General features: G+C 61.2%; 15 protein-coding genes. 7 read left to right on the top strand and 8 right to left on the bottom strand.

The annotated features are described in order from the left end of the window. Positions 1 to 442: 442 nt before the first annotated feature. From J2X71_RS29395 to J2X71_RS29405, 3 genes are all read right to left on the bottom strand, one after another. A complete protein-coding gene (locus J2X71_RS29395; protein ID WP_007816294.1) occupies positions 443 to 931 on the bottom strand; it encodes an Lrp/AsnC family transcriptional regulator in 489 nt (162 codons plus the stop codon). A 70-nt stretch (positions 932 to 1,001) separates the two neighbouring features. Then, positions 1,002 to 1,643, bottom strand: coding sequence for a uracil-DNA glycosylase family protein (locus J2X71_RS29400; RefSeq protein ID WP_310387808.1), 642 nt, complete (start codon positions 1,641 to 1,643; stop codon positions 1,002 to 1,004). After that, the gene (locus J2X71_RS29405) at positions 1,640 to 2,188 is read right to left on the bottom strand and encodes a thermonuclease family protein (protein ID WP_310387810.1); all 549 of its coding nucleotides are present in this window, start codon (positions 2,186 to 2,188) and stop codon (positions 1,640 to 1,642) included. Before J2X71_RS29405 ends, J2X71_RS29400 begins: the two co-directional genes overlap by 4 nt. A 106-nt stretch (positions 2,189 to 2,294) precedes the next feature. Between J2X71_RS29405 and J2X71_RS29410 the strand changes: the two genes are divergently transcribed. Further along, positions 2,295 to 3,830, top strand: coding sequence for a HAMP domain-containing sensor histidine kinase (locus J2X71_RS29410; RefSeq protein WP_310388016.1), 1,536 nt, complete (start codon positions 2,295 to 2,297; stop codon positions 3,828 to 3,830). A 14-nt stretch (positions 3,831 to 3,844) separates the two neighbouring features. Here the strand turns inward: J2X71_RS29410 and J2X71_RS29415 are convergent, their stop codons facing one another. Both J2X71_RS29415 and cobT read right to left on the bottom strand, forming a co-directional pair. Then, entirely contained in the window at positions 3,845 to 4,225 is a 381-nt protein-coding gene (locus J2X71_RS29415) for a diacylglycerol kinase (RefSeq protein ID WP_310387812.1), read from the bottom strand. 123 nt (positions 4,226 to 4,348) lie between these two features. After that, positions 4,349 to 5,365, bottom strand: a complete 1,017-nt coding sequence (gene cobT, locus J2X71_RS29420) for a nicotinate-nucleotide--dimethylbenzimidazole phosphoribosyltransferase (RefSeq protein ID WP_183734779.1) — start codon at positions 5,363 to 5,365, stop codon at positions 4,349 to 4,351. A 174-nt stretch (positions 5,366 to 5,539) separates the two neighbouring features. Here cobT and J2X71_RS29425 point away from each other — a divergent pair, with 174 nt between their 5' ends. Genes J2X71_RS29425 through J2X71_RS29435 form a run of 3 tightly spaced genes read left to right on the top strand, consistent with a single transcriptional unit; the run spans position 5,540 to position 7,233 of the window. Further along, on the top strand, positions 5,540 to 6,319 hold the full coding sequence (locus J2X71_RS29425) for an adenosylcobinamide-GDP ribazoletransferase (RefSeq protein ID WP_310387815.1): 780 nt from the start codon (positions 5,540 to 5,542) through the stop codon (positions 6,317 to 6,319). Positions 6,320 to 6,337: 18 nt separating this feature from the next. Beyond that, complete coding sequence (locus tag J2X71_RS29430) at positions 6,338 to 6,535, top strand: DUF1289 domain-containing protein (RefSeq protein ID WP_310387816.1); 198 nt, start codon at positions 6,338 to 6,340, stop codon at positions 6,533 to 6,535. Further along, positions 6,535 to 7,233, top strand: coding sequence for a TIGR02281 family clan AA aspartic protease (locus tag J2X71_RS29435; protein ID WP_405049769.1), 699 nt, complete (start codon positions 6,535 to 6,537; stop codon positions 7,231 to 7,233). Before J2X71_RS29430 ends, J2X71_RS29435 begins: the two co-directional genes overlap by 1 nt. Here J2X71_RS29435 and J2X71_RS29440 read toward each other — a convergent pair. Then, a complete protein-coding gene (locus tag J2X71_RS29440) occupies positions 7,230 to 8,219 on the bottom strand; it encodes an aldo/keto reductase (RefSeq protein ID WP_310387818.1) in 990 nt (329 codons plus the stop codon). The two genes, J2X71_RS29435 and J2X71_RS29440, sit on opposite strands and share 4 nt — an antisense overlap. A gap of 302 nt (positions 8,220 to 8,521) precedes the next feature. On the opposite strand from J2X71_RS29440, the gene J2X71_RS29445 reads away from it, so the two are divergent. Beyond that, positions 8,522 to 9,367: a DUF1932 domain-containing protein gene (locus J2X71_RS29445; protein ID WP_310387820.1), complete on the top strand. Its 846-nt coding sequence runs from the start codon at positions 8,522 to 8,524 to the stop codon at positions 9,365 to 9,367. 5 nt (positions 9,368 to 9,372) lie between these two features. On the opposite strand, the gene J2X71_RS29450 is transcribed toward J2X71_RS29445, so the two are convergent. Then, positions 9,373 to 10,344 carry an alpha/beta hydrolase gene (locus tag J2X71_RS29450; protein ID WP_310387822.1) on the bottom strand — a complete coding sequence of 324 codons (972 nt, stop codon included), beginning with the start codon at positions 10,342 to 10,344 and terminating at the stop codon, positions 9,373 to 9,375. A 146-nt stretch (positions 10,345 to 10,490) separates the two neighbouring features. On the opposite strand from J2X71_RS29450, the gene J2X71_RS29455 reads away from it, so the two are divergent. Both J2X71_RS29455 and J2X71_RS29460 read left to right on the top strand, forming a co-directional pair. After that, complete coding sequence (locus J2X71_RS29455) at positions 10,491 to 10,928, top strand: Rrf2 family transcriptional regulator (protein WP_310387824.1); 438 nt, start codon at positions 10,491 to 10,493, stop codon at positions 10,926 to 10,928. A gap of 158 nt (positions 10,929 to 11,086) precedes the next feature. After that, positions 11,087 to 11,524, top strand: a complete 438-nt coding sequence (locus J2X71_RS29460) for a hypothetical protein (protein ID WP_310387826.1) — start codon at positions 11,087 to 11,089, stop codon at positions 11,522 to 11,524. Between the two features lie 116 nt (positions 11,525 to 11,640). On the opposite strand, the gene J2X71_RS29465 is transcribed toward J2X71_RS29460, so the two are convergent. Beyond that, positions 11,641 to 12,219, bottom strand: coding sequence for a TetR family transcriptional regulator C-terminal domain-containing protein (locus J2X71_RS29465; RefSeq protein WP_310387827.1), 579 nt, complete (start codon positions 12,217 to 12,219; stop codon positions 11,641 to 11,643). Positions 12,220 to 12,339: the final 120 nt, after the last annotated feature.

Consider the following 12,339-nt stretch of genomic DNA (forward strand, 5'->3'; position numbering starts at 1 on the left):
TCGATTTGAGGCCTACTTTTTGTTGCAGAAGCAACCATAGGTGCGCATTTTTGGCGTCGCTTAAACGTTTCGCCAACAACATAAAAAATCGTGCAAGGCGCGATATTGCGCTGCACGGACATTATAAAAGTGTTCCAGATACCCCCGGACCACCCTTCTGAATCGGCCCCCGTGCCTCCCAACGCCTGGGCCAATTCATGGCTTGCGTGGCTTCGCATAGTTCCATGACAGGAAGATTACAATTTGGAAAGGTTTCGCGCCGCCGTCAAGTGGCTGGTGTTCGACGAACACCCTCAGAAGTCACAGATGAACTCCTGATTCTCCCCGCCCAACTTGCCTGAGCAGTCTCCAGAGGAGCTTCTGCTTCCTCACCAGCGCGGGCGCGATGCGTTCGCGCCGGCGTTATAAATCATATGCCCTGTCCTGTAAGCGCCTGTCCGACTCAGTCCTCGTTAGACTTGGCGTTTTCGAGGAGCATGTAGTCGAGCGGCAGCTGCGTCGAATACTTGATCTGCTCCATCGCGAAGGCGGACGAGACGTCGCGAATCTCGATCTTGGCGATCATCCGCTTGTAGAAGGCGTCATAGGCGGCGATATCGGGCACGACGACGCGCAGCAGATAGTCTACATCACCGCTCATCCGGTAGAATTCGACCACTTCAGGGAATTCCGCCACGACCTCGGAGAAGCGGCGCAGCCACTCGATGGAATGGGTTGCAGTGCGGATCGACACGAAGACCGTAACTTTGGTGTTGACCTTTTCCGGATCGAGGATCGCGACTCGGCGCTTGATGACGCCGTCTTCCTCCATCTTCTGGATACGCCGCCAGCATGGAGTCGTCGAAAGCCCGACCTTTTTGGCGAGGTCGGCAACGGCGAGCGTCGAATCTTCCTGGAGCAGGCGCAGTATCTTTCGGTCGAGGCGATCCATGCGAAACTAAGTCCTTTTCGAATTATTTTCTTTGTATAGCGCGATTCCGGCCGACGAAAAGAATTTTGTTTCAGAAGGTAAGCATTTTGATTCGCCGACGCAACTCAGGAAGCAGTTCTTCTTCGAACCACTGGTGCCGCTTGATCCAGCCGGTATTGCGCCAGCTCGGATGCGGCAGCGGAAGAATCAAAGGCTTGCCCGGCACGGCGAGGCTGTCATGCCATGCCCGCACGGTCTCGGTCATGTTCTCGCGCCTCATGGCCCCCATATGCCAGGCCTGCGCATAACCGCCGACGGCAAGCACCAGCTCGATCTGTGGCATGGCCGAAAGCACGCGATCCCGCCAGATCGGCGCGCATTCACGCCGCGGCGGCAGATCGCTGCCCTTGGCATCATAGCCCGGAAAGCAGAAGCCCATCGGCACGATCGCGAATCGATCCCGGTCGTAAAAGGTCGGCCGGTCCACCTGCAGCCACTGCCGCAGCCGGTCGCCGGAGGCATCGTCGAATGGCAGACCGCTTTCATGCACGCGCAGCCCCGGCGCCTGGCCCGCGATCAGCACACGGGCCCGCGACGAGAGCACGGCAACCGGCCGCGGCTCGTGCGGCAGCCGGTCCTCGATGCCTCGCAAGGGCGCATCGCGACAGATCCGGCAGGCGGCAATCTCGGCCCGCAGCCCGTCCAGTCGGTCCTCGCTCAACGCACTGCTCATTCCCATCCCGTCCATCCGCCGATCAGTCGCTGTAGGCCGGAGCTCTCATGCCGGGCCTGATCCCGGACATCGCGCGGCATTTCGAAATGGCCGGCCCAGAGCCCTAGCTTTTGCGCCCTCGCCTGCCCTTCCTCCTGCTGATAGCCGCCGTAGGAAACCGCCATCCCGGAAGCCACCATGCGCGCATTAATATTGCCGGCACTATTTCGGCAAGTGACCAGCAGTCGGTCGTAGCGATCGCGCTCGTTTCCGCCGCATTGCGTAGCGTTGTCCGAAACCAGCTGCTGCAGCGCCTGTTGCGCCTGCCTGCCGCAGGCCCAGCCCTGCTCCAGCCGCTCGCAGGTCTGCGACAGTTCCGGTGCATCGATACCCTTCAGCCGCATGCGCTCGCCATCGAGAACGAGACTATCGCCATCGGCGGCGTGAAAAGAGCCCTGGTGCTGGATGTCGGGCCTGTCATTCAGCTTGGCAGCAATTAATGCAACGAGAGCAAGAAAAGCGAGGGCGGTTGCACCGTCTCGGGTCAACACCAGAAGCCGTGCCACGCTTTTGCCTCCTTGCAAAACAAACCCTTGGCAAAGATGGCAAACATCTTCTTAAGACTTTCCAGTTAAGCTCTTATTCATCTGCGGGACAAATTTCAACGTGCACATGAGTACCGGCGTCAGCACATCAACCGACAAGATCATTGTCGATAAATCGCGCGGCCACCGCAATAAGGCGGTTTCAAAGGCCGTGCGGCAGACGCGTGAACGCCTGCAGTCCGGCCATGCCTCCAGCTCCGCCTTCGATCGTGACGTACTGCAGATGTATATCACTGCCGTGCTGCAGGGCGCGGCGATCATGCCGCTTTTCGTCATCATCGTTGCAGCGCTCGGCACCTATTTCACCGAGGATGCAAGCCTGTTCTTCTGGGCGTTGCTGACGCTGACATGCCATGCCGCCAATATTCTTCTCGCCCGCCGCGCCAGGAAGCAGGAAATTACCGCAGAGACCGTACGCCGCTGGCGCAACCTGTTGCTGGCAGGCCAGTTCCTGAGCGGCTGCTGCTGGGCGGTCTTTGCCCTGCAGGGCTGTTCGGCCTGCGAACCTTCGAGCTTCACGCTCTATAAAGGTGCTACCCTGCTGATCGCGCTGTCGGTCACGACCATGTCGAATTTCATGCTGACGCGCGCCGTACTCGTCGGCTTTGCGCCGGCTGTCGTCGCGCTTGCCGCAAAAAGCGGCCTGTCGCGCGATATTCTGGAACTCTCTCTGACCGGCGTCTTCACTATGACGGTGGTCTTCTTCAATTACATCAGCGACCGGCTTTTCCAGTTCAGCCTGAGGATCCTGTCCTTCCAGTCGGAAAAGGATGATCTGATCGCCGAGCTGGAAGTGGCCAAATCCATGTCGGACGAGGCTCGCCGCCGTGCCGAGGAAGCAAACCTCGCCAAGTCGCGCTTCCTCGCCTCCATGTCGCATGAGCTGCGCACGCCGCTGAATGCCATCCTCGGCTTCTCCGAGGTCATGTCGGCGGAAGTCATGGGTCCGCTCGCAAATCCGACCTATAAGGAATATGCTGGCGATATCCATCGCTCCGGCCAGCATCTGCTCGATCTCATCAACGAAATCCTCGATCTCTCGCGCATCGAAGCCGGCAAGTATGAGTTGAGCGAAGAGGCGATTTCTCTGCTCGATATAACAGAGGACTGCATCGGCATGGTGCAACTTCGGGCGCGGGCCAAGAACATCTCCATCCACGATCAGGTCGAGCGCCAGCTTCCGGCGATCTGGGCGGATGAGAAATCCATGCGCCAGGTCGTGCTTAATCTGCTTTCCAATGCGGTGAAATTCACGCCTCAGGGTGGAGAAATCAACGTCAAGGTCGGTTGGACGGCCGGCGGCGGCCAGTACATCTCCATCAGGGATAATGGCCCCGGCATTCCCGAAGACGAAATCCCGGTCGTGCTCTCCGCTTTCGGCCAGGGCTCTATCGCCATCAAGAGCGCCGAACAAGGCACCGGCCTCGGCCTGCCGATCGTTCAGGCGATCCTTGCCAAGCATGACGGCCAGTTCATCCTGAAATCCAGGCTGCGCGAAGGCACCGAAGTCATCGCCATCCTGCCGGCCAAGCGCGTGCTGCAGAGCATCCCGGCGGTAGAAGAAGCCCAGCCGGTCATCAAGAAGCGCCGCAGCTTCGCCTAGTCTTCCCCCATAAGTTAAAAGAACAGATGCCTGACGACGACGAAGCCGAGATAAAGGCAGCAGGCGGCGATCATGCAGGTGACGGCGAAGGAGCCGAGATCCTTCGCATGTTTGCCGACGATGGAGATCTCGGGTGAAATCCGGTCGATCACTTCCTCGACCGCCGTATTCATCGCCTCGATGGAAAACAGCCCGAGGAAAAGCACCGTCGTGACGACGAATTCCGTTGCATCCGCACCGACGAGAAAAAGCGCAATCAGCGCCACGGCGAAGAAGCCGAGCTCCTGCCGGAACGCCGCTTCCCTGAAGACCCGCAGGAAGCCAGCCCAGGAATAGCTGGCCGCTGCCACGAAATGGCGAAATCCCGTTTCCTTGGTCACGGCAGGTTTCGTCAAAGGCGCCTCGTTTCCTCCACGCCGGTCTTTTGCCGACGCTTCCATTCATGAGCGGATACGCAGATACCGTTTCCCCGATCCCAGCGCAAGCAATGCGCTGGTCGGGTTGCGGCTCCGACCACATCAATGCTTGCCGGAAACGCCGGCCTGACTGAAGGTCGCCATGCCGGAATGGCAGGCTGCAGCCGCCTTGACGATGCCGGCAGCGAGCGCTGCACCCGTGCCCTCGCCAAGCCGCATGCCGAGCGCCAGAAGCGGCGTCTTGCCAAGTTGTTCGATGGCCCGCAGATGGCCCGGCTCGGCAGAAACGTGGCCGATCAGGCAGTGATCGAGCGCGGAAGGGTTGGCCGCCCGCAGGATCGCGCCGGCAGCGGTTGCCGTATAACCGTCGATCAGCACCGGAATACGCTCCATGCGTGCCGCAAGGATCGCGCCCGCCATCGCCGCAATCTCGCGACCGCCGAGCCGGCGCATGATTTCCAGGGGATCGTCGAGGTGATCGCTGTGCAGTTCCACGGCGCGCTCGACGGCATCGATCTTGCGCTCCAGCATCTCGCCTTCCGAACCGGTGCCGGGGCCGACCCAGTCGCGCGCCGTGCCGCCATAAAGCGCATAATTGATGGCAGCCGCGATCGTCGTGTTGCCGATGCCCATTTCGCCGATGCAGAGCAGATCCGTGCCGCCGGCAATCGCTTCCATGCCGAAGGCCATGGTGGCGGCGCAGTCGCGCTCGGTCAGCGCTGCTTCCTGGGTGATGTCGCCGGTCGGGTAATCGAGCGCCAGGTCGAAGACTTTCAGGCCGAGATCATAGGCGACGCAGATCTGGTTGATCGCCGCCCCGCCAGCGGCGAAATTCTCCACCATCTGCTGCGTGACTTCAGGCGGAAAAGGCGTGATGCCCTGCCGTACGACCCCATGATTGCCGGCGAAGATCGCCACCAGCGGCCGGTTGACGGCAGGCGGCTTGCCCGTCCAGGCGGCGAGCCAGAAAGCGATCTCTTCCAGTCGTCCAAGCGCGCCTGGCGGCTTCGTCAGCTGCGCGTCGCGTTCGCGGGCGGCGACCAGCGCGCGGGCATCCGGTCCCGGCAGGTCACGAAGAAGGGCGCGAAAATCGTCGAACGGCAGGCCTGAAACGCTCATCTGAATGGCTTTCCTTGTATTCTTGTCTTTTCCCGGCAAATCGGGTTCTTTGCGTGGCGACTCTCTTAAAGCGAGCGGCCCAGGCGAACAATGTGAAAAAGCACACGGCGCCAAAAGCCGCAGGGAGACAAAGACGCTGCGGAGAGGCGGGGGCAGCAGAGAATGATCCCAGGAATGATAAAGGACATCGTGGTCGATGCCGCGCGCGCGGTGGCTTTCTTGAGCCGCATTCCCGTGCCGCCATGGCTCTTTACCGGCTATGACGGCAAGCTTGGCCGGCTGGTTCGTGTCTTCCCCTTGGCCGGGCTCGTCATCGGCGCCCTGCCCGCTCTCGTCTTCCTGCTGATGCTGGCATTTCGCGCCGACCGGCTGATGGCCGCACTGGTAGCGCTCGCTGTGCAGACGATCCTGACCGGCGCGCTGCACGAGGACGGGCTTGCCGATACGGCTGACGGTATCGGCGGCGGCAAATCCCGCGAGCAGAGCCTGCTCATCATGAAGGACAGCCGCATCGGCAGTTACGGCGCGATCGCCCTCATCCTCTCTTTCGCCCTGCGGGCCTCGGCACTTGCCGCCATTGCTCGCGAGGCGCCGCCCTTTGCGGCCGCCCTTGCAATTCCGGCTGTGGCCGCTCTGAGTCGCGGGGCGATCGCATGGCACTGGCAGCGCCTTCCCGCCGCAAAGCCGGATGGGCTCGCTTCTTCCGCCGGAAGCCCAGCGGAAGTGACGATGCAGATCGCCCTCGTCACAGCAGGCTTTATCACAGCCATGTTCGTCTGGCCGGCACTCGGTCTGTTGCCGTTCGTCTCGGCCCTTCTCGCCGCCGGTCTCTCGACGCTCGCCTTCACCTGGTTCATCCGCAGCAGGCTCGGTGGCCACACCGGTGACACGCTCGGCGCCACCCAGCAGATTTGCGAGGTCGCAGCCTTTTGCGCCCTTGCCATGGCCCTCTGAAATCCCGATATATCGCCCATGCGAACACCCTGCATCCGCGTATGCTCCCTGGATCCTATCACCGGTCTCTGCGCCGGATGCGGCCGCACAACGGATGAGATCGCCGGCTGGATGCGCTTTTCCGATGAAGAACGCGAAACCATCATGGAAGACCTGCCCGCGCGGCTCACGGCACTCGCTCCCGAATCGACCAAACTGCTGGAGGCCATCGGCTGATGCGCCTTATCCTCCTGCTTGCCGTCATTGTCATCGGCCTTGCCGTCCTGCTCCTCAACAATGACCAGAGCCGCATCATGGGCCTCGAAAGCGACGATTTCGGCCGCTTCGTCTACCTGTTGCCGATCGCTCTGATGCTGGCAGCCGGCATCTGGGGCAGCCGCCAGAATATCGGCCAGACCCTGCGCCAGCTGATGATCTGGCTCGTCATCATCTTGGCGCTCGCCACCGCCTACCTCTACCGCCAGGACGCAATGGCCGTCGGCAACCGCCTGCTCGCCGGCCTCGTGCCCGGCCGCGCCGTGGTGGTTACGACGAGCGAAGGCGGGCAGGAAGTCATCGTCCACAAGATGCTGAATGGCCATTTCGAGGCCGAGGTCTCGGTCAACGGCCAGTCGGTACCGATGCTGGTCGATACCGGCGCCAGCATGGTGGCGCTCTCGCATGCCGACGCGCTGCGCATCGGCATAGACCCGAAGCAGCTCACCTATTCCATGACAGTGATGACCGCCAACGGTCGCGCCCGCGCCGCCCCTGTTACCCTCGATCAGGTCGCGATCGGCCCGATCGTGCGCAGCAATGTCGCCGCGTCCGTTGCCGAAGACGGCAGGCTCGACCAGAGCCTGCTCGGCATGAGTTTCCTTGAGACACTCGGCTCCCTGCAGATGCAGACGGATGAGCTCAGGATGCGGGATTAACGGTCAATGGTCGCCATGATCCAGTCCGCATAGCGGTTCCCGGATATCGTCCCGGTCACCAGCGCTGCATCGAGCCTCTGCATCTCCTCAGCATCCAGGCGGATAGAGGCAGCAACAACATTCTCTTCCAGATAGGATCTGCGCTTGGTGCCGGGGATCGGCACGATATCGTCGCCCTTGTGCAGCAGCCAGGCGAGCGCGATCTGCCCGGGCTTCACGCCCTTGCTTGCCGCTATGTCGAAGACGATCTGCGCCGCCTGCATGTTGGAATCGTAATTTGCACCTTGGTAACGCGGATCGATCCGCCGCGTATCGCCTTCCGGATAGTCCTCTGCCCGCTTCACGCCACCGGCGAGGAAACCGCGTCCCAGAGGGCAGAACGGCACAAGACCGATCCCAAGCTCCCGCAGAACCGGAATGATCTCAGGCTCCAGATTCCGCTCACAGAGCGAATATTCGCTTTGCAGCGCCGAAACAGGATGGACGGCATGGGCGCGGCGAAGATTGGCGATACCGACCTCCGAAAGCCCGAAGAAGCGCACCTTGCCCGCAATGACCAGATCCCTGACCGTGCCGGCCACGTCCTCGATCGGCACGCTCCTGTCGAGGCGGTGCTGGTAAAGCAGGTCGATATGATCGGTCTGTAGCCGGCTGAGGCAGCCCTCGACAACCCGGATGATGTTCTCCGGCCTGCTATCTGTGCCGACGATCCTGTCGCCGTCGAAGCGTGAGCCGAATTTGGTCGCGATCACCACCTTCTCGCGCCGATCCCTGAACGCCTTGCCAAGAAGAGCCTCGTTCTTGAATGGGCCGTAGTTTTCGGCCGTGTCGAAGAAATCGCAACCAAGCTCGATGGCGCGGTGCAGGGTCGCGATCGATTCCGCCTCGTCGGCTGGCCCGTAGGATTGGCTCATGCCCATGCAACCGAGGCCGATTGCTCCGACTTCCAGTCCCTGACTGCCAAGTTTTCGTCTGCTCAATGTCAATGAAACTTCTCTCTCGATGCGATGTCTGTGCGAAACCGCCAATCGACGGCATGCCAAGCTAAGGCGACCGACCCGGATTATGAATGCTTGAACGTGCGAATTACTTGCGCGATAGTACGGAACTGAGCGCCGACCCATTCTCAGGCATCCTGAAATTCGCCAGCGCCGAAACGCTCGAACCGAGTGCGGACTCGAAGATCTGATTGGCCCGAAGCTGCGGACTGAAGGCCGCACCTGCCTTGCGGCATCGACCATCCCGCCCTAGTCTCTCCGCATCCCCGCCAAAGAGGTCATATCCGTCAATGTCCATTACCATTGCATTGTTCGGCGCCGGCGCCATGGGCAGCGCCGTTGGCCGTCGCCTCGCCGAATCCGGCGCCAAGGTCATCACTTTTCTCGATGGCCGCAGTGAAGCGACGATCGAACGCGCCCGCGCAACGGGCCTCGTCGCCGCTCCGATTTCGGCATTCGCCGAGGCCGATATCATCCTCTCCATCGTTCCGCCGGCCGAAGCGCAGAAGGTCGCGGATCTCATTGTTCCGGTGCTTCGCGACAGCGGCAAAAAACCACCCTTCGTCGATCTCAATGCCATCAGCCCGAAGACCATGGAAAAGCTGGCCGCAGGCCTTGCTTCCACAGGCGTCAAGGCAATCGACGGCTCGATCATCGGCGGCCCGCCGGTTTCCGGCAAGGCCGGCCCAGTCGTCTGCATCAGCGGCGATCTCGCAGGCGAACCCGATCTCCTCTCCCGCTTCGGCCTGAAGATCCGCCGCGTGAAAGGCCCTGTTGGAGCAGCCTCCGCCTTGAAGATGTGTTATGCCGGCATCAACAAGGGCATCACCGGTCTCTCCGCCGCCATGCTGCTTGCCGCTGCGCGCTCCGGTGCCAGCGAGGCATTGAAGGTAGAACTGGCCGAAAGCCAGGCCGAGCATCTGAAGCGGCTACGCCATTCCATCCCGGACATGTTTCCGAAGGCCTATCGTTGGGTGGCGGAAATGGAAGAAATCTCCGAGTTCCTCGGAGCCGACGATCCCGCTGCCCTCATCTTCAAGGGCATGGCCGGCGTCTTCCAGACCATTGCCGATGATCGCAATGGCAGCCGCGAACTGATCGCCACGCTCGAGGCGATGCTGGATGACGGGCATTAAACTGGTCACAAAGCCTGCACGAAATCGATAATCGCGCGGCTGACGATCGCCGGGCGTTCCTGCGGCAGCCAATGGCCCGCACCGGCCACAAACTGCGTCGCCCTGAGGCCAGGCGCGAGCCGTGGCATCGCATCGATAATCTCCCGCATACCGGGGATGGCAAGGCCCGTGTCGCGTTCACCGGCCATGAACAGCGCGGGAACCTCGACTTTCAGCCCCGCCAAACCTTTCTGCAATTCCCAGTTCCGGTCGAGGTTCCTGTAATAATTCAACCCGCCGCGAAAACCTGACGCCTTGAATGCATCGGCAAAGACATCGAGGTCGGCTTGCGGCAGCCATTCAGGCAGCGTTTCCCCGTTGGGCAGATCAGCAAGCAGACCGGATGCGCGCGAGACCATGCCAAACGGATTGGGCGTTCCGTCGCCTGGCAGTCTTGGACCCGCCTCGCCGCAGGCGGCGCCATAGATCTTGCGCAGCGTGACATCCACATTCCGCTCGAACTCGGCTTCCGCCAATCCCGGCTTCTGGAAATAGAGCACATAGAGCAGGTGATCCCCTGTCGCCGGAAAGATCTTCGTCGGTGGCACGGGCGGCTGGCCCATGAGAGGCACGCTCATCGCGACAATGCCCCGGAACCTGTCCGGCCGCATCAGTGCGGCCTGCCAGGCAACCGTCGCACCCCAGTCGTTGCCGATGATGACCGCCTTTTCCTCACCAAGCGCATCGACGAGCGCAACCATGTCGGCCACGAGATCGAAGACTGTATAGGCGCCGGTCTCATCAGGGCTTTCCGTTCGGCCATAACCACGCATATCGGGCGCCACGACATGGAAGCCCGCCCCGGCAAGTGCGGTAATCTGATGGCGCCAGGCATGCGAGGTCTCCGGAAACCCATGGCAGAGCAGCACCAGCGGCCCCTCGCCGGCTTCGGCAATGTTCATTCTCAAGGTTGCGGTTTCAATCATGCGCTGCTGCATCGCTGCCTCCTCGATAATAAGCCCGTCGCCTTCGGAAAAACGCTTCCGGGCGACATCGAATCTTTAATTCCGTATCTTTTTACGTTACAGAAAACAGGAGTCAATATACCGTAACACTATTTGTTACGCTATGGAGGGAAGCGCAGATGCGGCAAGACGGAAGACTGGCGCGGATGATCCATGTCCTCGTCCATATGGGGCTGCTTAGCGGCCGGGAAACAAGCGAGCGCATCGCCCAGATGCTCAACACCAATCCCGTCGTCGTTCGCCGCACCATGGCGTCGCTGCGCCAGCACGGCATCGTCGAATCCGAGGGCGGCCGTGGCGGCGGCTGGTCGCTGACGAGACCGCTTTCCGAGATCACCATTCTGGATGTGCAGCGCGCCCTGCAGGGCGAAACCATTCTGGATGCGCCGCTCTCCAACGATCACCCTTCTTGCCCGGTCGAACGCGCCGCCAATGCCAAGCTGCAGCTTGCCTATCAAAGCGCCGAGCAGGCGCTGCAGAGGGAATTCCAGAAGGTGACGCTGGCCGAGGTCGGCGAGATCGCCATGGCCACCGCCCAGGCAGAAAAGAGAGCGTGACAGCCATCCGGCTGCTTGCTGACGGCGCGTGAATCTGCCAACTTTCAGCAAAACAACAAGACCACAAAGAACAAGAAGAAACTCCTAGTCTGGTGGCACCACATCCCGATCGCCTTCCCTGAAGGCCTCAGCGTGTCCGGTGCGACAGGAGTTTTATCATGACTGCATTCTGGCCCTTGTTCGTCGGCGGCGTGGCCCCCGCCATTCTCTGGGGCATTACCGCTATTTTCCAGAAGCACAGCGCCGTATCGGGCGCAGGCTCCTCCGCCTATCTCATCGCCTTCGGCCTGACGCTTGCAGTTGCGGGCGGGATCTCCGCCCTGATCTGGCGGCCCGCGCCCTGGATGGCAGAAGGCATCGGCTTTGCCGCCATCGCCGGCCTCTGTTTCGCCCTTGGCACCGGCCTCATCAGCTTCGCGCTCTTTGCCTACGGCGTGCCGGTCTCCAAACTCGCACCGATCTGGAGCTGCAACGTGCTGGTGACGCTGGCCGTCGGCGCGGTGTTTCTGGGAGAGGCTGCCGAGGTCGATCTCATGAAACTCTCTGCCGGCACCCTGCTTATCATCGGCGGCGCCATCCTTGTCAGCAACGCCTGACGCCTGCCTTACCGGCAGCTGTAGCTGCTGGAACTATTGCCGATCTGTGACGTCGGAAAAGATGGTAAATGCCCGAACCGGAAGGGAAATCTCTCCTTAACCGAGGTAAATGGGCTTCAAGGCGCCTTGCCGTGGAGCAGCACGTCAAAGACCATCTGCTTGAATGTCTCGAGCGGCGCCCCGCTGCGTTCGGCGCGCATGCGCAGAAGCGCCCCCTCCCAGCTGTTCAGGATGAAATCGGCAAGTGTCCCGGCCGGCAGGTCGCCGGCAAGCGTTCCGTCTTCCTGCGCCTCGGCCAGGCAGGCCGCAATCACTTCGCTCCAGCGGTTGAAATGCGCTGCCACATGCTGGCGGATCAACTCGCTATGGTCGACCGTCTCGGCACTGAAATTGCCGAGCACGCAGCCCTGCGCATGACCTCTCAAGGCAAAGGATGCGGCGCGATCGTCGAAATAGGCTTTGAGGCGGCGAAGCGGCGGTTTGTCGCCATCGCCAAGAAAACCCGTGAGCCGGGCAAGGGCCTGCTCTGAGTAGCGATCGGAAATCTCGGCCCCGAAAGCCTCCTTGCTGTCGAAGTAATTGTAGAAGGAACCCTTAGGCACATTGATGTCATCGACGATCTTCTGGATGCCGGTCGCGGCAAACCCATTGGCATGGATCTCCTTCAGGCCCGCCTCGATGATTCTCTCCCGCATTTGCATATTCGGCTTGGGGCCGCGGCGGGCCGACTTTTCCACGTTCGTTTCCTCTTGAATAATTAAAGACGACCGGTCATATATTTATTGCTTGACCACAAAAATCAAGGACTTTCCCGC

Origin of the sequence: Rhizobium sp. 1399 (genome assembly GCF_031455475.1) — a bacterium.
In the GTDB taxonomy this organism is placed as follows: Bacteria; Pseudomonadota; Alphaproteobacteria; order Rhizobiales; family Rhizobiaceae; genus Rhizobium.

Excerpts from the sequence above, each read along its gene's own strand:
- J2X71_RS29395 (WP_007816294.1), bottom strand. The coding sequence starts at position 931 with ATGGATCGCCTCGACCGAAAGATACTGCGCCTGCTCCAGGAAGATTCG.
- J2X71_RS29400 (WP_310387808.1), bottom strand. The coding sequence starts at position 1,643 with ATGAGCAGTGCGTTGAGCGAGGACCGACTGGACGGGCTGCGGGCCGAG.
- J2X71_RS29410 (WP_310388016.1), top strand. The coding sequence starts at position 2,295 with ATGAGTACCGGCGTCAGCACATCAACCGACAAGATCATTGTCGATAAA.
- cobT (WP_183734779.1), bottom strand. The coding sequence starts at position 5,365 with ATGAGCGTTTCAGGCCTGCCGTTCGACGATTTTCGCGCCCTTCTTCGT.
- J2X71_RS29425 (WP_310387815.1), top strand. The coding sequence starts at position 5,540 with ATGATAAAGGACATCGTGGTCGATGCCGCGCGCGCGGTGGCTTTCTTG.
- J2X71_RS29430 (WP_310387816.1), top strand. The coding sequence starts at position 6,338 with ATGCGAACACCCTGCATCCGCGTATGCTCCCTGGATCCTATCACCGGT.
- J2X71_RS29435 (WP_405049769.1), top strand. The coding sequence starts at position 6,535 with ATGCGCCTTATCCTCCTGCTTGCCGTCATTGTCATCGGCCTTGCCGTC.
- J2X71_RS29445 (WP_310387820.1), top strand. The coding sequence starts at position 8,522 with ATGTCCATTACCATTGCATTGTTCGGCGCCGGCGCCATGGGCAGCGCC.
- J2X71_RS29450 (WP_310387822.1), bottom strand. The coding sequence starts at position 10,344 with ATGCAGCAGCGCATGATTGAAACCGCAACCTTGAGAATGAACATTGCC.
- J2X71_RS29455 (WP_310387824.1), top strand. The coding sequence starts at position 10,491 with ATGCGGCAAGACGGAAGACTGGCGCGGATGATCCATGTCCTCGTCCAT.
- J2X71_RS29460 (WP_310387826.1), top strand. The coding sequence starts at position 11,087 with ATGACTGCATTCTGGCCCTTGTTCGTCGGCGGCGTGGCCCCCGCCATT.
- J2X71_RS29465 (WP_310387827.1), bottom strand. The coding sequence starts at position 12,219 with ATGCGGGAGAGAATCATCGAGGCGGGCCTGAAGGAGATCCATGCCAAT.